Raw genomic sequence first — 18,966 nt, 5'->3', positions numbered from 1 at the left:
TATGCTTTTCATGATTGGTGCGGTTAGCGTTGATACCAAGCCCTTTCCCGCGGACAGTTTCTCGCGGTCATCAACGGCGACATGGGCGGAGAAGGCGGTGATGGGAACGCTGCCGCCTTCAGAATTTATGGGCGAGGGGCCCGAGAGCCTGAGCCTGTCGGGCAAGCTCTTGCCCTACAAGTTGGGTGGGCTCTCAGAACTCGACACACTGCGGAGCTATCTCAAAAAGGGCGAAGTTGTGCCGGTGATGCGAGGGGATGGGGTGCGGCTTGGCACTTACGCGCTAACCGACATCAGCGAGAAGCATGATCACCTGCAGCGTGAAGGGGTCGGTTTTGTGATCGGCTACAGCCTGTCGCTCAAAAAAATGCCTGAGACAGGTGCGGGCCAGCAACAGACCGTGGATGGCCTGTTGTCATTGTTCGAAGGACTTGTTTGAGGTGCATCATGGCTGAGACGATCACGATCGAGGGCGACAATATCACGCTTGATCTATTATTGGTGCGGCGCTTCGGCTTTGCCGGACAAGGGGCGGTGAGCAAGACTCTCGCACTCAATCCCGGTCTGTCCGCGTTGGGGCCAGTTCTGCCACTCGGCACCAAGGTCACCTTTCCTGATGCGCCGGTTGTGCCAGACAGGCAGGCCAAGGTGGTCACCTTGTTCGGAGAGGTGTGATGGGGTGGACGGTTGACTGGAAGGTCTATATCAACGGGTTTGATCGCAGCGGCGATATGAAGTCCTTCTTGATGGATATCAGCACGACGGACAAGGCTGGGTTAACGTCCGATTCCTGTTCGCTCAAATTTGACGACGAAGCCGGACAGGTCAGGCTCTCACGCAATGACGAGACCGTGCGTGTGCTGCTTGAGGGTACACAGGTCTTTGATGGCGTGATTTCTGGCGTGCGGTCATCGGGTGGTCGGGGCTCTGGCCACATCCTGACTATGACCGCCAAAGGCGTTGATCTGCGCGGCAAGGCAAAGCAGCCTCAGAAATACCACATGGATGACGCCACAGCCGGGGACTTCCTGAAGAAAGCGGCCAAGCTTGCTGGCTTCGACATCGATGTGCATCCTGATATAGCCAGCGTGAAGCGTGACTATTGGGCCAATGATCGCCAAAGCTTTTTGCAGCTTGGTGAGCATATGGCCAAGGAGCTGGGCGGCACATTCAAGGCGCGCGGCAAGAATGCTGTCTTGGTGCCTCTGGGTTTTGATCTCGGTTTGCCGACCATCCAGGGCGTCGTTGGCAGGAATGTTATTTCTTGGGACATCGCTCCAGACCTCGGACGGGCGCGTTTTTCTGGCGGCGCGATTGATTATCTCGATCGGAAAACTGGCAAGATAGAAAGCCTTGAGACAGAGTATGATCAGGGCCCGAGCAAAGCCGAAGCAATCGAGACCGGTCGTGCTCTTGCCGTAAACAAAGATCATGCGCAGCAAGTCGCGAAAGGTCGCAAGGCGCAGGCGGAGCGGAAGGGCGGCAGCGGCAGCGCGACGCTAGACATCACTCCTCAGGCACAGGCCGAAGGGTTGTTTGTCTTGTCTGGCGCGCGTGCAGGTATCGACGGTCAATATAAAATGACTTCCGTCACTCACAAAGCCAGCCGATCGAGTGGCGCAACAACATCTCTGCAGCTGGAACAGCCAGACGGTAAGGCAGGCAAAGACGGCCGGTGAACCTTTATGTTCTTATTTTGTTCTTGTGCTGATTGACAGAACGGGCGTACATTCGGATCCGGTTGCTCAAGCGGGTCTGATGGCCAATGGAAAAATCTGAAAAATGGGAAACTGTGATCCTCGGGCCGCGATGGCAGGTCCGGGTGCGGGACTTTTTGCCCGGCATATGGTTGCGGCTCAAGTGCCCGTGCGGGCATGAGGCTGTGGTCAGCACCGAGCGGATGCATGCGCATCATCCGCCGTATATGCGGTTGAAGGAAATTGAATACAAGTTCCGCTGTCGCGCCTGTGGTGACAACAAAGAAATCATGTGGAGCGCTGTGAAGCTGATCAGTTGAGATCTTGTAAGTGGTCAGATAAGCAACAATGTGCTAGAAAAGCGGGTATGGATATGGATGTAAGCATTGATCACGCTCTTTTGGAGGCTGCTGCGCTTCAGCGCATAGGCGATCCACCAGCAATCACACGCCCGTTTTTTGATGCCGACGCTGGATTTGCTGCAATGAAGGAATCCAATCAGAAACAGATTGCGAGTTTACGGGCGTCTCTCGATAAATATGAACGAGACGGGCAAATGATACTACATAGCCTGGATACCGCTTTCTCAGAACACGAGTTGTCTGGTCAGCATATCTCCTCGCTTAATCGACTCGTTGAGATTATTGAAGATCGTGCTGATAAATATGTAGCTTTGTATCGAAAATCCCAAAAGGAAGTCAGCACTCTTGTGAAGGAATGTAGAAGACTTTCTCCTGCGCATGCGTCGGACTTAAAGGCGGATTTTGATGTTGTTTTGGGTCTTTACAAGCGCGAGATTGATGTGATCCTGATTTATGCTGATGGTGTCAGGTTTTTACGTGGTAAACATGATCCAACCAACAAGGTCATCGCGAAAACGAATTCACCTCAGGATACGGTCTCTTTTCTAGAGGCGTTGATGGATTAGTGACTTGCGAGATCGAGTATACCGAACAGTTTGTCAGTGCATTTAAAAAGCTTTCGCAACAGCAGCAAAAGCGACTGACAGAGACGGTCAAAAAGCTAAGTACCGATCCCGACCATCCCGGTTTGCGTAGGCACAAGTTCAAAGGCCTGCGCGATTGTTGGACCATTCGTTCAGGCCGAAGCGACAGATTGGTCATTCTCCAAATTCATCAAACAAGATTTAGACTGCTCGATGTTGGCCCGCATGATGCGGTATACCGACGACTAAATCGAAGTTAGTCTTTTTGCGAACGCAATCAGTTGAGCAGTGTCGGGTTATCTTCCGGGCGCGGCAACATAGCTGATCCGGCTTCCTGCTGGGTCTCTGCCTCTTGTTTTACCATTGCCAGTAGATAGTTGATGACGGCGGCATTTGTGTTGCCTTCGGTGAGAAGAAGTGCGCGGTTGATCAGGGTAATGACCTTGAACCATGGATCCTCTGGATTGCTCGGCTGATCGGTCATTCGAATACCCCTTTTGGTTTTACCCGTAGACTTTGCTACCGCAATTGCTGCTGATTGGCAATGGCGGCGTTTTCCTTACATTGTTGGAGATAATCCATGATCACGCTGGCGTTTTATCGCGGGCGAGGGTGGCTGCGTGCTGTTCTCACCCGATTGCTTTCGCGTGGCTCTAGTTGCATTCCGCCACCCGCCCCGTCACGTGAGTCCTTCGCCAGAGCGCGAATGATCGCCCACTTTGGGGCCGCTATTTCTACAATCCCAAGAGTAAAAGCAAAGCCGAAAGGAATAAGCCATGATGAGCTTTAAGCAATTCTTTGCGGGGTTTGGTTTTGAGTTTTTCAGTGCGGCCGAGATGCTTTTCAAGGGCGATGCTCATTTCAATCCGCAGCATCCCGGCTATGGCCTCAATACCGACCCTCCGCCCGAGCTTTGGTGGAGCATTATCAAGACCGCCAAACAGCTGGAATGGCTGCGGCGCGACATTGCCGAGCCGATCCGGATCATTAGTGCATATCGGTCACCGGCCTACAACGCGGTGATTAGCAAAGCAACGGCCAGCCAACACATGAATTTCACCGCACTCGATTTTGTCGCGGCCACTCGTCACCCGCAGTATTGCTATGACCGCCTGATGTGGCGGCGGGATGGCGGGGCCTTCAGCGGTGGGCTAGGGCTTTATGACACATTCGTTCATATCGACACGCGCGGCGAAAACGCCGACTGGCACGGCTAAGCGCCTCGACTCCGTAAACCTCAAAATCACATCACCCTAACGCTCTCGCTCATTGCGTTGCAATGAGCTGGCGCTGAGTTTCTTGTCTGCGCTCTCATCGTTTTCGCCTTGCGAAAATCGACTGGCGCGCGCTCGCGACGTCGGCGCATTCGCGCCTTGTCTTATAGGAGTTACCCATGCGAATTTCATCTTTCGCGACGGTTCCGCTCGGCCTTTTGGTCGGGCTGGCCATTGTCTTTTCCAACGTCCATTTTTCGCCTCTGTTGGCGGGCTATCCCTCTGGCGGCGTCTATTCGGCGTTGGCTTCGGTCTGTGCTGGTCTGGTCTTGGGTTGTGCCTTGTTCGCGATGTCCAAGCGAGCAGAGGTCTTGCTGCCGCTGGTGATTGTATTTCCAGCAGTCATTCTCTTGTGGCTGCTCGAAGTGCCGCGCAAAGTCCGCATCTTGCTGCTGTTCGGCGCGGCGCTGGCGGGCGGCCTCGCCATCGGGCGTCCGGCTTTTGCGGCTGAGACATATGCGATCGATACCAAGCCGATGATTGATCTCATCATGCCGTTTTTTGAACCGGTCATCCTTGCGGCCTTCACGGCGTTGCTGGGCATCGTTGCAAAGCTGCTTAAAAAATATGTCGGCGTTGAGCTGGATGAAAAGCACCGGGAAAGTCTGGCGCAGATTGCCGCCAGCAAACTCAATCAGATTGCTTTTGAGCAAGTCAGCGCCCACGCACCAACCTATTATACCCGTCATCAGATTTTGCAAACTGTTGCCGACTATATCGTCGAGCGGGGGCCACAGGCGGTCAAACATTTCGGGCTGACGCCAAAGGCGCTTGAGGCCTATATCGCGGGCAATTTCAGGCGGGAATTGATGAACTTGGAGTCTCGGTCTGATGTCAACACTGAAACTGGTTTTAACCTTCGCCCTGCGCCTCCTTATGGCCGGTCTGGACCAATGGATCCTGCGCCGCAAGGCCGATAGGGCCGACGATCTAAAACACCGTGCGGATGCAGAGCAGCGCGCCCGCGAGGCAGAAGGGAGGGCGGCAGATGCAGCGCTGGATAATCCTGGTCTTGATGGCCCAGATGGCATTGTTGACCGCCTGCGCCGGGAGGGTCGCCTCTGACGGCCCGCGCCCTGGATCTTCGGAACCAGCGGCGCTGCCTGTGCCACGGCTCAAAACCTATGAAAAGGCGTTTGTCGACCGGCTGGCCGACGAGCTTGAAGCCATGCCGATCGACAGTGCGTCACGCGTCTGTGCGGCGGATCTATACACACTCAGGCGGCAAATCTGTGCTATCAATGGCCAGCAGCCCGCCTGTCAACTCATGAGGCAATCGAAATGATGCGACACCTTGTCCGTCTTGTTGCGTCCGGTTTGACGCTTTTGGTGTTCTGGCATATTTCCGGAGCGGTGGCTGGTTGGAAACAGGATCGAGAAACCCTGTTTCGGGAAGGCAAGCGAACACCGGCCATTGTGCGCCGTGTGATCGATGCGGACACGGTCGAGGTCGATGTGCGCCCCTGGCTTGATATCAAGGTCGAAGATGTCGACGTGCGCATTGCCGGCATTGACACGCCCGAGAAGTCCGGCACCGGCTGCACCATGCACCCACTTTGGCACGACGGAAAAGTGCCTGATGATGTCAAGGCACATGAGAATCTGCTCGGCTGTCGCGCGACCGCTTTTGTAGCGGGAACTGATGCCGTCAAGAGCAAGAAGTGCAAAGCCCTGCTGCAAGGCGAGCCGCGACAAGCGGGCCTGTTGCATCCGGGTGCTCCCGTCATTCTAACCGAAATCCATGGCGGCAAGTATTTTGGCCGGGTGGTTGGCGATCTGCTCTATCCGATCGAGGGCACAAAGAATCCGGTAGTCTGGCAATCCCTCGCCATGAAGCTCTATAAAGAGGGCATGGCCGTGATCTATGGGGCGCGACTGAAGAATGGCGGCCTGATCGAGGACAGAAACGCCCTGACCAAGGGCGCCTGGTGGTGTGACGGCAAAACGTCCAAGCCACCAGAAGAGGAGCGCGACTGAATGCCCGATAAGCTTTTGGAGCTTATGGGTCTCACTCAAAGCTCACGCCCGGATCTTGTACCGGGCTTTTTTGGTGCCCTCGCTCGGGCCATCGTGGTCAGCTGGCGGATGATATTGAAGGGCGAAGGGTGTCTGGTTGTCTTTCGGGCGGCCTGCTATTTTATCGGTGCTCTGGCTGTCGGGCTGATGACAGCCGCCTATCTGACCGATATCACCGAGCCGGTGATGGTCAAGCTGCTCGGGACGATAGGCATCGCGATCGAGCATCCTCGCACATCCGCCGCATTTATAACCGGCTTTGCAGGCATTGCCCTGCTTGAAGGCGCGCTTAAAATGGCCAAAGCTTGGAGCGAGAATCCGCGGTTACCGCTTGGGAAAAGATGATGTTGACTATGGCCCGCTGGAGTGATCTGGCGGGCTTTTTGTGTGGATATTCACTTGTATTTGTTCAGAGGCTGTATCTGCTGGTTGCCAAGTAGATTCCTGCACCTCCGGCTCGTCACATTCGCAGAAGGAAATCTCCTGAAAAAGTACGTCTGCCTGATCGGGTGCCAGCTCGATAAAACATATTGTGTTTCCACAGATGTCGAGGTGGGATTGGCTTGATGCGGCGATCATGTCTAGGACCGCTCGGGCTTGCTCATATGCGCACTTATAGTCCATCGTCGTTACTCAACACAACTTATTCGTTTGTTATATTGAGAGTGATTAATGACAATTGCAACTAAAAATGTCTAAATTGCAATTCCTATGATAGTGCTTATGCGCTTGCGCAATTTTAGCGGGATGATACCGTAAACGATCAGATCACCATTTGGCTCACAGCGAAATTCAAGATTGGCTTTGATCTCGAGCAGCAGTTTTTCGCAATGGTCGGCGGGATCTTGTGAGTCTTCGTTTTTCATATGGGTCCATCAAACACAAACAGACCTATAGCCTCACCTTACTTGTCATTTTTGTCTATGTATTGATGGTTGGAAGTGATTGCATTATCACCATTGCGAGTGCATGTGCCATGACATGCAAATCTCAGTGGTCTTGTTGGTGTGCGACCTACTCGCGTGTTTTTTGCAGCCAAAATGGGAGTAATTGCGGTGAATTTTGGAGTTAGCAAATTTAATTATTGGTTTACAAATTAGATTGTAAGTAATTGATGTTTATAAGCTCACTAATAGTAGGGTTTACATATAAGATGTTGAAATATATGGGATAATATCAGATTACAAATCAGGTGCTCTACCAACTGAGCTATACCGGCTTTTCTTTGTTTTCAGATGCTTAAGCTAGGGTTTGGCACCTGTCAGAAACTGTCTTATAGGGCTCAATGTTTAGGTGAGAGCACTCAAAATTTAATTTCCGTGGCGCGAGAAGTAAAATGGAAGACTGGCTCGTGTAAAGGAAAAAATACTCTTTCCACACGAACTTTCCCAATCGGCGCATGCGGCGACTGCCATGCGGAAAACACAGCCCGTAGTCGCGTTCGGTTTATCGGCTAGCGAGCATTGGTAGGATCATCCCCCATTGGGTTTCCTGTGGCGGTCCTGATATCTCGAAACCCAGCTTTTGGTAGACGGCTATCGCGCGTTCGTTTTCCGGGTGTGGATCGGTTGCAATCACCGGGGCGCCCGCGTCGAAGAGCGCCTGCAGTCTCGTTCCAATAAACGCCGTTCCATGGCCAATGCCGACCATTTTAGGATCTCCGATGTATTGATCGATGCCGCGTGATCCTTTGGGGAGATGGGCGAAGTGATGGTTCTCCCATCCATGCACGGTGTAATCCTGCATGAAGGCAAATGGTCGATTGTTGATCGAGACGATCCAGCGAGCGACCTGAGGATCGGCCAATTGCGCTTCGCTGTAGGGTTCATTTGCATCCCACCATTTTTGGACATGCGGCCTTTCCTGCCATGCTTTCAGCAGGGCGAGGTCATTCAGGGTAACATCGCGGAACGCGTAGGGGTGGGGCTCGATCATGGTATCACTTTACCATATCATTTGGCCTTAGGTCTGGCTCCAGGGCCTTTGGCCTGTGATTTTATGCGCCAGCGGTGCTATGATGCCGGGATGGATATTATCGCAACCGCTTATTATGCCATTGTCTGCGCCGTGCTGGGGTTTGCCTCGTCGAGTTTGCCTTCTGTCTGGATACGGATCGGGGTCGGGGCCGTCGTTGGCATTGCTGCTTCGAATTTCCTGCCGATTCTCAAAAGCCTGATTGGTGCCGGATAGGCATTCAGACCACCGGCAGAGCTCAGGCAGAGCACCGGCTGCAGTCGCAGCCGATCGCCGATCTTGTCGGGATATCCTGAGTACGAGATATCCGGCTTACATGCACATCAGAGGCGCGTCACAGGCGTCTCACAGGCGCGTCCATGTCTGGCTGCGGCAGATCAGTCCACCGGCGATGCAGCCACTGACCGAGAGCTTGTTGCCACGCAGCTTCATCTTGGACGCATAGGTCTTTTTCTTGTCCGGAGCCCAGATCGTGCCGCCTGAGTAGCTGCCGCCGCCATCGTCGTTCATGTTCTTGATGATGCTCCGGCCGATGATCTTTGAATTCTTCTTGCCGACAACTTTGGTGATCGTGCCGCAAATTTTCGGGCCGCAAGGGCTGATCTTGACATGGATATAGGCACCGCCATCCCCGGGAGCGCTTTTCCAGTTGCCATAAATCGGGTTTGCGAGCGTGGGGCTGGCCATGAGCAAGGTGGCGGCTGCTGCCATCAGCCATACTCTTTTCATTCGATGTTTCCTCCCTGATTTAAAAGAACGAGTGTTTGTTTAATGACTGTGACCCGAACTTTCCGTTTGCGTCAAGATGTCGCTGCGGCAGGCTGCGTAGTCAAATGGTCTATGGAGTGAGGAAGGCTTTCTGATGGCAAAGGGGCTTGGTGCTGCCGCGGCTTGAAACGCCTTAACGATACGAGCCTGAGTGTTTTTACAAATTGTTAAGGAAATGCTAGGGTGCTGCCAAAGAGAGTTTGGATCACGAAGGGGAGTTCAGTATGAGAATGCCAAAACAACTGTCAGGCCGGTGCCTTATTGCGGGCGCTGCGCTCATGATGGCCACGCCGCTGGCGGTCGCTCATCCCATGCATGACACATATTATGCGGACCCGGATCCGGTATATGAGAGCGACGTCTATGTTGTTGATGCAGTGCCGGATGCACGCGGCAAAGTCTATCTAGAAGCCACCTATGATCCGCATCTGGGAGCCTATGTCTATCCTGAGCGGATCAGCGTGACCGTTGATCCCTACGGCCCGCCGGTCACCTATCGTGCCAAGCGGATCCATTTCAATGGCATGACGCCTGTTGTTCCGGTTGATGCCCGGTGACGGGTGCTTCTTATGGAATGAAGAAATGATCGCTAGAGCCCCTTTTTGAGGGGCTCTTTCTATTTCGGGCCGATGAAATTCTAGCCAATCACACCGCTGCGTTTGAGCTGATATGCATAAAGCGTCATGGCAACGGAGTTGGAGACGTTGAGGCTCTTGATCGGGCCGGGCATGTCGAGACGGGCGAGGGACGTGCATTTCTCGCGGGTCAAGCGTCTTAGGCCCTTGCCTTCCGAGCCGAAAACGAGGGCGAGATGGCGATCCATGTCTTGCGCTGCGAGGATGGTTTCGAACGGCTCGCTCTCCTCGGAATCAAATCCGATCACATCAAAGCCATTGTCAGCCAGATCATCGAGCGCGCGCGCGAGGTTTGGCACGGTAACCATCGACATCATGTCAAGGCCGCCCGATGCTGTCTTGGCCAGAATGCCGGATTCTTCGGGGCTGTGCCTGCCGGTCATGATGATGGCCTTGGCACCCAAGGCAACCGCCGAGCGGATGATTGCGCCGACGTTGTGCGGATCAGTGATCTGGTCGAGAATCACAACCAGCTTGCTGTCATAGATATCCGAAATATCCAGCGGCGGAAGGTTGCGGGCAACGAGAAGGGCGCCCTGATGCACCACATCACGCGCCAGATTGTCGATATCCTTGGGGGAGGCGGGCTCGACGAGGCCATCAAGGCGTGCCGGATCCCCCTTGAGCTTGCGGATCTCGTCCACCAGCCGCGCCTGCGCATTGGTCGTGGCATGCAGGCGGATCAGCTCGCGGCGCGGGTTGGCCACGGCACTGGCGACCGCATGAATGCCGAAAATGCGGACGGTCTCGTCGCTGCTTTTGCGGCTTGGGCGGTTGGAGGTCTCCGCGGCGTTGGCCTGCCGGGCCTTCTTCTGTTTTTGGGAACGGTTTTTTGTCATGAGGGGATTTACCGTCAAAAAGGGGATGAGAGCAAGTAAAAGGAGACGAAAAGGCGCATATCGAGTCTGATTAGCCAGATGAGGTCTGTCTTGTCGTTGGGCGGGAGTGGGTGGCCCTGACGCTCAACTGATTGAAAATGTCTCTTTCAGCCAGTTTTTCGTTGCGGTGTAGTCCGATCCGTCTTCAGCCTCGCCATGGCCAGTGCGCAAGGTGATGTGTGTGACCTTTGCGCGCGCCTGTTCGAGTTGCACTTCCAGATGGGCGGAGGCATCGGCGTCGCGTCTTTCATCCCAGAGACCGGATAGGATAAGCACAGGCAAGCCGTTGAGCGGCTCCGGACGCACCATGCTTGGGGATTGGGGTCTGAGCAAGGCTGCTCCGGCAATGAGGGACGGTCGCTGCCAGAGAATCGCTGCCGCCATGATCGCGCCGCTCGAATAGCCAATCAGTACAGGGGGCTTTGCCCAGTCGGGGTTCCGGTGTTTCAGATCCCTGATGAAATCCGCCAGGTCACCCGCATCACGGGCGATTTCGTCATAATCGAGCGAGAAATCCTCATTTCGTCTGATAAAGGAGTAGCCTCGTCTCTGGCTGTGATGGCCTCGAATGAAGATCCCCGCAACGCGCAGAGACAGGCGCGCAAGGAAATCAGCGCCATCGGTTTCCGAGCGTCCAGAGCCATGCAGGAAGATCAGCGGATGGCCGTTCGCGCTGCGCATATTGGTGTTATGGTAGAACGAGTCGGCAGATGACATGGGCATCACAGGCTTAGCGATTGATAACGCTCCTATTTGACTGCAAATATCCCCAGACCAATACGGGAATTTTGCGATACTCACAAATTTGCAAAATCCCTGTTGACTTCACCCATGCGGTTTTGCATAAAGCCGCTCACGAACTGACCGCGACTTGGCGGGCTTTTCGAGACCATCCTGTTCGCAGGGACAGGACGCGAAGCTTGGAGGAGTGTCCGAGTGGTTAAAGGAGACGGACTGTAAATCCGTTCGCTATGCGTACGCTGGTTCGAATCCAGCCTCCTCCACCATCTTCGCTTACGTCTCGCGCGGGTGTAGCTCAATGGTAGAGCAACAGCCTTCCAAGCTGATGACGAGGGTTCGATTCCCTTCACCCGCTCCATCATTGTTTCTGTTACACCTTTGTCGTATTCGTTGGTCCGAAAGTCCTTTCGTGTCGGTCTTTTTGTATAGAACCGGGTTTGCGGCTTCTTTCACAAGAGGTGCGGCCTTTTAGCGCAGAAGTATGCCAACGACGTTTGGCCCGACGACGAGAGCTGTTTCCATGGCTAAGGAAAAGTTTGAACGTAACAAGCCGCATGTGAACATCGGCACGATTGGTCACGTTGACCATGGTAAAACTACCCTGACAGCAGCGATCACCATGACCCTTGCGGAAACTGGTGGCGCGACGGCGAAAGCCTATGACGAGATTGATGGTGCGCCTGAAGAAAAAGCACGCGGCATCACGATCTCTACGGCTCACGTTGAGTATGAGACGGAAAACCGTCACTACGCTCACGTCGACTGCCCGGGCCACGCTGACTATGTGAAAAACATGATCACTGGTGCGGCTCAGATGGACGGCGCTATCCTGGTCTGCTCTGCAGCTGATGGCCCGATGCCCCAGACCCGTGAGCACATCCTGCTTGCCCGTCAGGTTGGCGTTCCTGCGCTTGTTGTTTACCTGAACAAAGTTGACCAGGTTGACGATGAAGAGCTTCTCGAGCTTGTTGAAATGGAAGTTCGCGAACTTCTGGACAGCTACGAATTCCCTGGCGATGATATCCCCATCGTTAAAGGCTCTGCTCTTGCTGCCGTTGAAAACCGTGATCCGGAAATCGGCCGTAACTCCATCACTGAGCTGATGGCTGCGGTTGATGACTACATCCCGACCCCGGAACGTCCTGTCGACCTTCCGTTCCTGCTGCCGATCGAAGACGTTTTCTCGATCTCTGGTCGTGGTACGGTTGTTACCGGTCGTGTTGAACGCGGCAAGGTGCATGTTGGTGACGAGATTGAAATCGTCGGCATCAAAGACACTCAGAAAACCACCTGTACCGGTGTTGAAATGTTCCGCAAGCTGCTGGACAGCGGTGAAGCAGGCGACAACGTCGGTGTTCTTCTGCGTGGTACCAAGCGTGAGGACGTTGAGCGCGGTCAGGTTCTTTGTAAGCCGGGTTCAGTTAACCCGCATACCAAGTTCAAGGCAGAAGCCTACATCCTGACGAAAGAAGAAGGTGGTCGTCATACCCCGTTCTTCACCAACTATCGTCCGCAGTTCTATTTCCGCACCACCGACGTGACCGGTGTTGTGACCCTTGATGAGGGCGTGGAAATGGTTATGCCTGGCGATAACGTGAACATGAATGTCGAGCTGATCGTACCGATCGCCATGGAAGAAAAGCTGCGCTTCGCTATTCGCGAAGGTGGCCGTACCGTCGGCGCCGGTATCGTTGGCGCTATCGTCGAGTAATCCACTCGATCAAAAGAATATTGCGAAGCCCCGGTCAGACCTCTGGCCGGGGCTTTTTGTTGTGGGGATGTTGTGCTGTTGCAAAGCAGCTTTCTCATTCTCGTCTAGCGAGGGGAACTCTGTTCAGAGGATCTGCCTTTCTAACCCATAGCAAAGCTAGGATCGGCTTGAATTGACAAAGCGTTGCTTGAGCTTCTCGGTTCTTCGGGGCGAGTAAAGTGGGGTGGAATTGTGTAGTGTTGAGTAAAAACACCCGCATAAGTAGTAGAAGTTTATTAACAATCCCATGCAATAGTTCGATTACTTTTTACTAAGTATAACATTGCGTGAGGAAAAGATGCGCTATTCAGTATCCGCAAAGGTCATCACGATCGTTATGGTCTTGAGTCTCGTGATCGTCGCTCAGTCCGTGTTCAGCGTAATGCAGCTGGGCAAGATCGGTCAGGAAATCGAGACAATTGCCGAATCTGACATTCCGTTGACCGAGGTCTTGAGTCGGATTACGACGCATCAGCTGGAACAATCCGTGATGTTTGAGCGGATCCTGCGTCTCAACGGATTGGTTGAAGGGGATATTCCGGCCCAGAAGTCGGCTGCCGAAACCAGATTCACTGACTACGCAGCTCTCGTCGAGCAGGAAATCCAGCAAGGGGAGCGTATTGCCGAAAAAGCGCTCGAGCATACTTTTGATGAAAAAACGCGCTCTCAAATTCAGCATGTCGTAACGGCACTCAAGCAGATTGAAGCCGAGCATCGTACCTACGATAAACATGCAGCGCAGATCATTGCCTATTCGGATGCCAACGACACCGACAAAGCCCTCGCAATGCTTCAGACAATTGAGCAAGAGGAAAAGAAGCTCAATCGGGAACTGGTAGAGCTTCTGCGACAGATTGAGGGGTTCACCCTCAAGGCAACACGCACGGCAGAAGAGCATGAGAAGACAACGGAGTATGTTCTCATCATTATCGCCATTGTTTCGACGCTACTCGGTGTTGCTGTCTCTAGTTTTCTCACGCGAAAGACCGTCACGTTACCCTTGCGCCAAGTTGTCGCCGGGCTGGAAAAGCTGTCGGAGAATGATCTATCCGCCAGCGTTTCGGTCAAGGGCAATGACGAGATCGCAGATCTGGCGCGGGCATTTGATCGCTTCAAGAAGAAGCTTATTCATATGCGCCAGCTGGAAGAGGAGCGAGAAGAAGCCGATCGCAAGAGTATTTCTGAGCGGCGGAAAATACTTTCGATCATGGCGAGTGAGGTTAAAGACAAGACCGAGGAAGGCATTGATGTGATTGCCGAAAGCGCGGGCGAAGTGAGGAGCCAGTCGATGGAGATGCGCGATTCTCTGGAGCAGGCCAATAAAAGTGTTTCGCAAATATTGGCTCAAGCTCAGGAAACCCATGCGCAGTCTCAGGAAGCCGTCGAACTTTCGGAGGAACTGCTCACCGCGATCAGTGAGGTGGCCGAGAAAACGGATATGTCCAACAAGCTGACCGTGGAGGCCGTTTCCTTGTCTTCCTCCTCGCAAGGCACGATTGCCGAGCTGGCAACGGCCGCCGACAGCATTGGTCAGTTTGTATCTGTCATCAGCGACATCGCAGAAAAAACCAACCTTCTGGCACTGAATGCGACGATCGAGGCGGCAAGAGCCGGGGAGGCGGGGCGCGGCTTTGCCGTTGTTGCTGCGGAAGTCAAGGATCTGGCCGAGCAAACCAACAATTCGACCAAGCAGATTTCTGAACAGGTCGTAACCATTCAGCAGAAGACGAATGCTGCCGTCTCCTCCATGGATCAACTGATCCAGAGTACGCGCGGACTGAGCGAGATGGCCGCCACCGTTGCCTCGGCTACGGAAGAGCAACGCGCGACCACCGAAAATTTCGGCCGTATTGTCAGTGAATCCGGCCGCTCGGTCGGGATGATGTCAACGGGCATGTCAGAGGTGGCCCAGATTGCCCAAAGGACTCTGGCTTTCTCTGGTGCAATGAGCGAGAAGACAAACAGCATGTCCATGACGGCGCGGAGCTTGCGTGAAGAGATCCCTGCCATTATTCAAGCTTCGCTTGACGCAACCGAGCAACGCTCGGAAGCCAGAATCGACACTGATGTGCAGGTGAAGGGCCGCGATGAAATGGGTGAGTTTGTGACCAAACTGTCCAACATCTCCAGCAAGGGTGCCTGCATGTCGGATATCGGGCGCGCGGTTTCCGATCCCATCCAACTGGATATGCCAGACTTGGGCTGGGCCAACTACAGGAAGATTTGGGCCAGAGACCAAAAGATCGGACTTGAGCGGATCTAGGGGTATTGGTTTGTCTTTATGGGATTTCAAATTGAAAGCCATGATCCCTCTCTATACATGCAGCACATGCTGCCGTTCGTGAACTTCCTGCGAACGTCAGCAATCCGCCCTGTTGAACAATTGATGTTTCCGGTCAGGTGAATTTCCTGCTTTTCAACGGATGCTGCAAATATCGGAACAGACATTATCGCAGTCAGATGATTCCACCGATTGTTGATTGGTCTGCAAACCGGGCCCTTCTCTTTGCGTGGCAGATGGATGACCTGATGCTATGACATGAGGAAACAGGCTTATTCTTTTCCACCTGTTGATTTTTTGTCATATTGCTGTCTTTTCCCTTGCGGTTGAGATCGAAAGCCAATAGGTAGTCACCATCCTGATTGTCACTGACTGTCACGAGATAGGGGTGTAGCTCAGCTGGTAGAGCATCGGTCTCCAAAACCGAGGGTCGGGGGTTCGAGTCCCTCCGCCCCTGCCATTTCGTGCTTGATCTTACGGGTCAAGGTATTATATATGGTGTCAATCCTATGAACGCGCGAAACTTGTTTCGCGCGTTATTATATGTGAGCGGCTAACTAAATGGCTAAAACCAACCCTTTTACATTCTTGCAGCAAGTGCGTTCCGAAGCGTCCAAGGTTACTTGGCCGACGCAGAAGGAAACGGCGATCACCACAGTGATGGTGTTTGTGATGGTGGCACTTGCCTCTGTCTTCTTTCTGCTGGCTGATCAGGTGTTGAGCTTCGGCGTCAGCTTTATTCTCGGATTGGGAGGGTAAGGCATCATGACAAAACCAAAGCGATGGTACATCGTTCACGCATATTCGAATTTTGAAAAGAAGGTTGCTGAAGACATTCGCCAGCAGGCTGAGCGGAATGGACTTGGTGAGCTTTTTGATGAGGTTCTTGTGCCAACCGAGAAGTTTGTCGAGGTTCGGCGCGGACGTAAGGTGGAATCCGAGCGCAAATTCTTCCCCGGCTACGTGCTGGTGAAGATGGCCATGACGGACGATGCCTATCATCTGATCAAGAATACCCCGAAAGTTACTGGCTTTCTGGGGTCCGATAACAAGCCCATTCCCATCTCGAATGCGGAAGCCGAGCGCCTGTTGTCGCAAGTTGAGGACGGTGTCGACAAGCCGATGCCGACCATTACCTTTGAAGTGGGTGAACAGGTTCGGGTTTCCGATGGCCCGTTTGCTTCCTTTAACGGGCTCGTGGAAGAGGTGGACGAAGAACGTGCACGTCTGAAGGTGACTGTGTCGATCTTTGGTCGCGCGACGCCAGTCGAGCTCGAATATAATCAGGTCGACAAGCTCTGATTGTGACTAACCGGGTGCCGTGTTCTTTTTGAGCCGGCGTCCTTCGTTTCGTGCGGGAGATTGGTTCATTTGCCAAATGGGCTGTCCGACCGCGCGACTTTCTCGTTTTAAACTACTGCTCCAAATCGGGAGCGTTAGGGAAAGAACATGGCAAAGAAGATTCAAGGGTACCTGAAACTTCAGGTACCGGCAGGGGCGGCTAACCCGTCTCCGCCGATTGGTCCCGCTCTCGGTCAGCGCGGCCTGAATATCATGGAATTCTGTAAGGCGTTTAACGCCAAGACACAGGAAATGGAAAAGAATCAGCCGATTCCGGTGATTATTACCATTTACCAGGACAAGTCTTTCACTTTCGAGATGAAGACACCGCCTGCGTCTTACTTCCTGAAAAAGGCTGCAAACGTGCAGAAAGGGTCTTCTGCTCCTGGTCGTGATGTTGGTGGCAAGGTTACCAAAGCACAGGTCAAGGAAATCGCGGAAGCGAAAATGAAAGACCTGAACGCCAACGACATCGAAGCTGCGATGTTGCAGATTGAAGGTTCCGCCCGCGCGATGGGTTTCGAGGTGGTGGGGTAACGTCACATGGCTAAAGAAGGTAAACGCGTTCGCGCTGCTCGCGAAAAAGTCGACGCTACTGCAACATATTCCCTCGAGGAAGCAGTCAAGCTCGTCAAATCCGGCGCACTCGCCAAATTCGACGAAACCGTCGAGATTGCTCTCAACCTTGGTGTTGATCCGCGTCATGCCGACCAGATGGTCCGTGGCGTTTGTCAGCTTCCTGCCGGCACCGGTAAAACCGTTCGTGTCGCTGTTTTCGCTCGTGGCGATAAAGCAGAGGAAGCCAAGGCTGCTGGTGCAGACATCGTTGGTGCAGAAGATCTGGTGGAAATCGTTCAGGGTGGCAAAATCGATTTCGATCGTTGCATTGCATCCCCTGACATGATGCCTCTGGTAGGTCGACTCGGCAAGGTTCTCGGCCCGCGCGGCATGATGCCGAACCCGAAAGTTGGCACCGTAACCCCTGACGTTGCGCAGGCTGTCAAGGACTCGAAAGGCGGCTCTGTCGAATTTCGTGTTGAAAAAGCCGGTATCGTTCATGGCGGTGTTGGCAAGGTCAGCTTTGAAGAATCCGCGCTCGTTGACAACGTAAAAGCGTTTGTTTCTGCGGTTTCCAAGGCTAAGCCGACCGGCGCCAAGGGCACCTACATGCAGAAAATGTCCCTGTCCTCCACCATGGGGCCAGGTGTACGTGTAGATCTTGCTTCTGTCGAATAAACCGATTAGAAGTCAATACTGATTCCTCCCGATTCTTGTCGGGGGGATGTCTGACTATTGTTTATCGCGGAAAAGTTATTCGACTTACCTCCTGTGATTTGCAAGATCGCAAGATCATGTGCGCGGCGACGTCTTTCGGGATGTCTCCAAACACACAGTCAGACTGCCTGTCCAAGACTGCGGGTGTCAATCGCTTTGCTGAAAAGTGAGAGACTTAAATATCCAGCACAGATGGGGTGGACTAATGAGACAAAGGATTTTGTCTGTTGGTCGAACCTATGCTTGCCGTGTTCCTGATCCATCGGGGCGGCAAGGAGGACAGGTCCCTTCGTGCCAGGACTCCTTGTCGATTTCGTTAGGGTGAACTGGTCAAGTGTAACCTCCGGTTTTTGCCTGTTTGGGGCAGGGGCCGGTAACTGGAGAGAAGGCATTGGATAGAGCGGAAAAGCAAGAAGCTGTTTCGGCCCTTCATGAAACGCTGAAAAGCGCGGAAGTTGTGGTTGTAGCTCACTATGCTGGCCTCACCGTTGCAGATATGACCGACCTTCGCAGTAAAATGCGTGATGCCGGTGCATCGGTGCAGGTTGCCAAGAACCGTCTTGTCAAGCTCGCTCTTCAAGGCACGGATGCTGAACCAATTTCTGACCTGTTCGCAGGCCAGACACTGATCGCCACGTCTGGCGATCCGGTTTCTGCACCGAAGGTGGCCGCTGAATTCGCCAAGAAAAATGACAAGCTTGTCATCCTGGGCGGCGTTATGGGCACCACCGTACTCGATACCGCAGGCGTGAATGCACTCGCAACCATGCCGTCGCTTGATGAACTGCGTGGCAAGATCGTTGGTGTGCTTCAGGCACCCGCGACCAAGATCGCTCAGGTCCTGCAGGCACCGGGCGGACAGCTCGCACGCGTATTCGGGGCATATGCCAAGAAGGACGAAGCGGCATAAGGCCGTTCTCGATCAAACAAACAGATTATTAGGTTCGTACCAATAGGAAACAATACGATGGCTGATCTTGAAAAGCTCGTAGAAGAACTTTCTACCCTGACCGTTATGGAAGCAGCTGAGCTGTCCACCATGCTCGAAGACAAATGGGGCGTTTCTGCTGCTGCTCCTGTCGCGATGGCTGCTGCTGCTGGCCCTGCTGCCGAAGCTGCTGAAGAAAAAACCGAATTTGACGTTGTTCTGACCGCCGCTGGCGACAAGAAAATCAACGTCATCAAAGAAGTCCGTGCCATCACCGGTCTTGGCCTGAAAGAAGCCAAAGAACTGGTCGAAGGCGCACCGAAGCCGGTTAAAGAAGCTTGCGACAAAGCAGAAGCTGAAGAGCTGAAGAAAAAACTCGAAGAAGCAGGCGCTTCTGTCGAACTCAAATAAGACTTCGGTCTTGTCCATGTATTTCGGGGGAGCAATCCCCCGAAATACTCT

The 18,966-nt window shown here is 53.5% G+C and carries 25 protein-coding genes and 3 tRNA genes; 23 read left to right on the top strand and 5 right to left on the bottom strand.

Annotation, left to right across the window (positions count from 1 at the left end; translation table 11 throughout):
• Position 1 precedes the first annotated feature (1 nt).
• The 5 genes from CPH65_RS21765 (at position 2) to CPH65_RS21745 (ending at position 2,625) form a co-directional block, all read left to right on the top strand.
• On the top strand, positions 2-439 hold the full coding sequence (locus CPH65_RS21765) for a phage tail protein (RefSeq protein WP_096175781.1): 438 nt from the start codon (positions 2-4) through the stop codon (positions 437-439).
• Between the two features lie 8 nt (positions 440-447).
• Entirely contained in the window at positions 448-675 is a 228-nt protein-coding gene (locus CPH65_RS21760; RefSeq protein ID WP_096175780.1) for a tail protein X, read from the top strand.
• A complete protein-coding gene (locus tag CPH65_RS21755; protein ID WP_096175779.1) occupies positions 675-1,679 on the top strand; it encodes a phage late control D family protein in 1,005 nt (334 codons plus the stop codon). Before CPH65_RS21760 ends, CPH65_RS21755 begins: the two co-directional genes overlap by 1 nt.
• A gap of 86 nt (positions 1,680-1,765) precedes the next feature.
• On the top strand, positions 1,766-2,017 hold the full coding sequence (locus CPH65_RS21750; RefSeq protein ID WP_096175778.1) for a hypothetical protein: 252 nt from the start codon (positions 1,766-1,768) through the stop codon (positions 2,015-2,017).
• 47 nt (positions 2,018-2,064) lie between these two features.
• Entirely contained in the window at positions 2,065-2,625 is a 561-nt protein-coding gene (locus tag CPH65_RS21745) for a hypothetical protein (RefSeq protein ID WP_096175776.1), read from the top strand.
• A 295-nt stretch (positions 2,626-2,920) separates the two neighbouring features.
• Here CPH65_RS21745 and CPH65_RS21740 read toward each other — a convergent pair whose 3' ends face one another.
• Entirely contained in the window at positions 2,921-3,127 is a 207-nt protein-coding gene (locus CPH65_RS21740) for a hypothetical protein (protein WP_096175775.1), read from the bottom strand.
• A 292-nt stretch (positions 3,128-3,419) separates the two neighbouring features.
• On the opposite strand from CPH65_RS21740, the gene CPH65_RS21735 reads away from it, so the two are divergent.
• The 5 genes from CPH65_RS21735 (at position 3,420) to CPH65_RS21715 (ending at position 6,278) form a co-directional block, all read left to right on the top strand.
• On the top strand, positions 3,420-3,860 hold the full coding sequence (locus CPH65_RS21735) for a D-Ala-D-Ala carboxypeptidase family metallohydrolase (RefSeq protein WP_096175774.1): 441 nt from the start codon (positions 3,420-3,422) through the stop codon (positions 3,858-3,860).
• A 176-nt stretch (positions 3,861-4,036) separates the two neighbouring features.
• Complete coding sequence (locus CPH65_RS21730; RefSeq protein WP_096175772.1) at positions 4,037-4,837, top strand: hypothetical protein; 801 nt, start codon at positions 4,037-4,039, stop codon at positions 4,835-4,837.
• A 68-nt stretch (positions 4,838-4,905) separates the two neighbouring features.
• A complete protein-coding gene (locus CPH65_RS21725; protein ID WP_096175770.1) occupies positions 4,906-5,202 on the top strand; it encodes a hypothetical protein in 297 nt (98 codons plus the stop codon).
• Positions 5,202-5,894 carry a hypothetical protein gene (locus CPH65_RS21720; protein ID WP_157747845.1) on the top strand — a complete coding sequence of 231 codons (693 nt, stop codon included), beginning with the start codon at positions 5,202-5,204 and terminating at the stop codon, positions 5,892-5,894. Before CPH65_RS21725 ends, CPH65_RS21720 begins: the two co-directional genes overlap by 1 nt.
• A complete protein-coding gene (locus CPH65_RS21715; protein ID WP_096175768.1) occupies positions 5,895-6,278 on the top strand; it encodes a hypothetical protein in 384 nt (127 codons plus the stop codon).
• Between the two features lie 1,101 nt (positions 6,279-7,379).
• On the opposite strand, the gene CPH65_RS21705 is transcribed toward CPH65_RS21715, so the two are convergent.
• A complete protein-coding gene (locus CPH65_RS21705; protein WP_096175765.1) occupies positions 7,380-7,868 on the bottom strand; it encodes a GNAT family N-acetyltransferase in 489 nt (162 codons plus the stop codon).
• A gap of 90 nt (positions 7,869-7,958) precedes the next feature.
• Between CPH65_RS21705 and CPH65_RS21700 the strand changes: the two genes are divergently transcribed.
• Positions 7,959-8,123 (top strand): hypothetical protein, encoded by a 165-nt coding sequence (locus tag CPH65_RS21700; RefSeq protein ID WP_157747844.1) that lies wholly within the window; start codon positions 7,959-7,961, stop codon positions 8,121-8,123.
• Positions 8,124-8,252: 129 nt separating this feature from the next.
• Here the strand turns inward: CPH65_RS21700 and CPH65_RS21695 are convergent, their stop codons facing one another.
• The gene (locus CPH65_RS21695; RefSeq protein ID WP_096175762.1) at positions 8,253-8,636 is read right to left on the bottom strand and encodes a DUF2147 domain-containing protein; all 384 of its coding nucleotides are present in this window, start codon (positions 8,634-8,636) and stop codon (positions 8,253-8,255) included.
• 263 nt (positions 8,637-8,899) lie between these two features.
• Here CPH65_RS21695 and CPH65_RS21690 point away from each other — a divergent pair, with 263 nt between their 5' ends.
• A complete protein-coding gene (locus tag CPH65_RS21690; RefSeq protein WP_172891563.1) occupies positions 8,900-9,232 on the top strand; it encodes a hypothetical protein in 333 nt (110 codons plus the stop codon).
• An 80-nt stretch (positions 9,233-9,312) separates the two neighbouring features.
• Here the strand turns inward: CPH65_RS21690 and CPH65_RS21685 are convergent, their stop codons facing one another.
• Both CPH65_RS21685 and CPH65_RS21680 read right to left on the bottom strand, forming a co-directional pair.
• Positions 9,313-10,149, bottom strand: a complete 837-nt coding sequence (locus CPH65_RS21685) for an RNA methyltransferase (protein ID WP_096175760.1) — start codon at positions 10,147-10,149, stop codon at positions 9,313-9,315.
• Between the two features lie 123 nt (positions 10,150-10,272).
• On the bottom strand, positions 10,273-10,869 hold the full coding sequence (locus CPH65_RS21680; protein ID WP_157747843.1) for an alpha/beta hydrolase: 597 nt from the start codon (positions 10,867-10,869) through the stop codon (positions 10,273-10,275).
• Between the two features lie 241 nt (positions 10,870-11,110).
• Here CPH65_RS21680 and CPH65_RS21675 point away from each other — a divergent pair.
• From CPH65_RS21675 to rplL, 11 genes are all read left to right on the top strand, one after another.
• Positions 11,111-11,195, top strand: a tRNA-Tyr gene (locus CPH65_RS21675).
• A gap of 18 nt (positions 11,196-11,213) precedes the next feature.
• Positions 11,214-11,287: transfer RNA gene (locus CPH65_RS21670), tRNA-Gly, on the top strand.
• A gap of 162 nt (positions 11,288-11,449) precedes the next feature.
• Complete coding sequence (tuf, locus tag CPH65_RS21665) at positions 11,450-12,640, top strand: elongation factor Tu (protein WP_096175745.1); 1,191 nt, start codon at positions 11,450-11,452, stop codon at positions 12,638-12,640.
• Between the two features lie 337 nt (positions 12,641-12,977).
• Entirely contained in the window at positions 12,978-14,942 is a 1,965-nt protein-coding gene (locus tag CPH65_RS21660) for a methyl-accepting chemotaxis protein (protein ID WP_096175758.1), read from the top strand.
• A 402-nt stretch (positions 14,943-15,344) separates the two neighbouring features.
• Positions 15,345-15,420 (top strand) — tRNA-Trp (locus CPH65_RS21655).
• 101 nt (positions 15,421-15,521) lie between these two features.
• Positions 15,522-15,719 (top strand): preprotein translocase subunit SecE, encoded by a 198-nt coding sequence (gene secE, locus CPH65_RS21650; protein WP_096175757.1) that lies wholly within the window; start codon positions 15,522-15,524, stop codon positions 15,717-15,719.
• A 6-nt stretch (positions 15,720-15,725) separates the two neighbouring features.
• Entirely contained in the window at positions 15,726-16,262 is a 537-nt protein-coding gene (nusG, locus tag CPH65_RS21645; RefSeq protein ID WP_096175756.1) for a transcription termination/antitermination protein NusG, read from the top strand.
• 147 nt (positions 16,263-16,409) lie between these two features.
• Positions 16,410-16,838 (top strand): 50S ribosomal protein L11, encoded by a 429-nt coding sequence (rplK, locus tag CPH65_RS21640; RefSeq protein ID WP_096175755.1) that lies wholly within the window; start codon positions 16,410-16,412, stop codon positions 16,836-16,838.
• A 6-nt stretch (positions 16,839-16,844) separates the two neighbouring features.
• On the top strand, positions 16,845-17,537 hold the full coding sequence (rplA, locus tag CPH65_RS21635) for a 50S ribosomal protein L1 (RefSeq protein WP_096175754.1): 693 nt from the start codon (positions 16,845-16,847) through the stop codon (positions 17,535-17,537).
• Positions 17,538-17,967: 430 nt separating this feature from the next.
• Positions 17,968-18,486: a 50S ribosomal protein L10 gene (gene rplJ, locus CPH65_RS21630; RefSeq protein ID WP_096175752.1), complete on the top strand. Its 519-nt coding sequence runs from the start codon at positions 17,968-17,970 to the stop codon at positions 18,484-18,486.
• 57 nt (positions 18,487-18,543) lie between these two features.
• Entirely contained in the window at positions 18,544-18,915 is a 372-nt protein-coding gene (gene rplL, locus CPH65_RS21625; protein WP_096175751.1) for a 50S ribosomal protein L7/L12, read from the top strand.
• The last annotated feature ends 51 nt before the right edge of the window (positions 18,916-18,966 follow it).

Source organism: Cohaesibacter sp. ES.047, from assembly GCF_900215505.1.
Lineage (GTDB): Bacteria > Pseudomonadota > Alphaproteobacteria > Rhizobiales > Cohaesibacteraceae > Cohaesibacter.
Note: the sequence above shows the minus strand (reverse complement) of the source record. Positions and strands in the feature narration are given on the sequence as shown.

Coding starts and splice junctions, on each gene's coding strand:
- CPH65_RS21725 (WP_096175770.1), top strand. CDS start 4,906: ATGCAGCGCTGGATAATCCTGGTCTTGATGGCCCAGATGGCATTGTTG.
- CPH65_RS21660 (WP_096175758.1), top strand. CDS start 12,978: ATGCGCTATTCAGTATCCGCAAAGGTCATCACGATCGTTATGGTCTTG.
- CPH65_RS21720 (WP_157747845.1), top strand. CDS start 5,202: ATGCGACACCTTGTCCGTCTTGTTGCGTCCGGTTTGACGCTTTTGGTG.
- tuf (WP_096175745.1), top strand. CDS start 11,450: ATGGCTAAGGAAAAGTTTGAACGTAACAAGCCGCATGTGAACATCGGC.
- rplL (WP_096175751.1), top strand. CDS start 18,544: ATGGCTGATCTTGAAAAGCTCGTAGAAGAACTTTCTACCCTGACCGTT.
- CPH65_RS21740 (WP_096175775.1), bottom strand. CDS start 3,127: ATGACCGATCAGCCGAGCAATCCAGAGGATCCATGGTTCAAGGTCATT.
- CPH65_RS21750 (WP_096175778.1), top strand. CDS start 1,766: ATGGAAAAATCTGAAAAATGGGAAACTGTGATCCTCGGGCCGCGATGG.
- CPH65_RS21695 (WP_096175762.1), bottom strand. CDS start 8,636: ATGAAAAGAGTATGGCTGATGGCAGCAGCCGCCACCTTGCTCATGGCC.
- nusG (WP_096175756.1), top strand. CDS start 15,726: ATGACAAAACCAAAGCGATGGTACATCGTTCACGCATATTCGAATTTT.
- CPH65_RS21705 (WP_096175765.1), bottom strand. CDS start 7,868: ATGATCGAGCCCCACCCCTACGCGTTCCGCGATGTTACCCTGAATGAC.
- rplA (WP_096175754.1), top strand. CDS start 16,845: ATGGCTAAAGAAGGTAAACGCGTTCGCGCTGCTCGCGAAAAAGTCGAC.
- CPH65_RS21680 (WP_157747843.1), bottom strand. CDS start 10,869: ATGCGCAGCGCGAACGGCCATCCGCTGATCTTCCTGCATGGCTCTGGA.
- CPH65_RS21690 (WP_172891563.1), top strand. CDS start 8,900: ATGAGAATGCCAAAACAACTGTCAGGCCGGTGCCTTATTGCGGGCGCT.
- CPH65_RS21735 (WP_096175774.1), top strand. CDS start 3,420: ATGATGAGCTTTAAGCAATTCTTTGCGGGGTTTGGTTTTGAGTTTTTC.
- CPH65_RS21760 (WP_096175780.1), top strand. CDS start 448: ATGGCTGAGACGATCACGATCGAGGGCGACAATATCACGCTTGATCTA.
- CPH65_RS21755 (WP_096175779.1), top strand. CDS start 675: ATGGGGTGGACGGTTGACTGGAAGGTCTATATCAACGGGTTTGATCGC.
- secE (WP_096175757.1), top strand. CDS start 15,522: ATGGCTAAAACCAACCCTTTTACATTCTTGCAGCAAGTGCGTTCCGAA.
- CPH65_RS21745 (WP_096175776.1), top strand. CDS start 2,065: ATGGATATGGATGTAAGCATTGATCACGCTCTTTTGGAGGCTGCTGCG.
- CPH65_RS21700 (WP_157747844.1), top strand. CDS start 7,959: ATGGATATTATCGCAACCGCTTATTATGCCATTGTCTGCGCCGTGCTG.
- CPH65_RS21765 (WP_096175781.1), top strand. CDS start 2: ATGCTTTTCATGATTGGTGCGGTTAGCGTTGATACCAAGCCCTTTCCC.
- rplK (WP_096175755.1), top strand. CDS start 16,410: ATGGCAAAGAAGATTCAAGGGTACCTGAAACTTCAGGTACCGGCAGGG.
- CPH65_RS21730 (WP_096175772.1), top strand. CDS start 4,037: ATGCGAATTTCATCTTTCGCGACGGTTCCGCTCGGCCTTTTGGTCGGG.
- CPH65_RS21715 (WP_096175768.1), top strand. CDS start 5,895: ATGCCCGATAAGCTTTTGGAGCTTATGGGTCTCACTCAAAGCTCACGC.
- CPH65_RS21685 (WP_096175760.1), bottom strand. CDS start 10,149: ATGACAAAAAACCGTTCCCAAAAACAGAAGAAGGCCCGGCAGGCCAAC.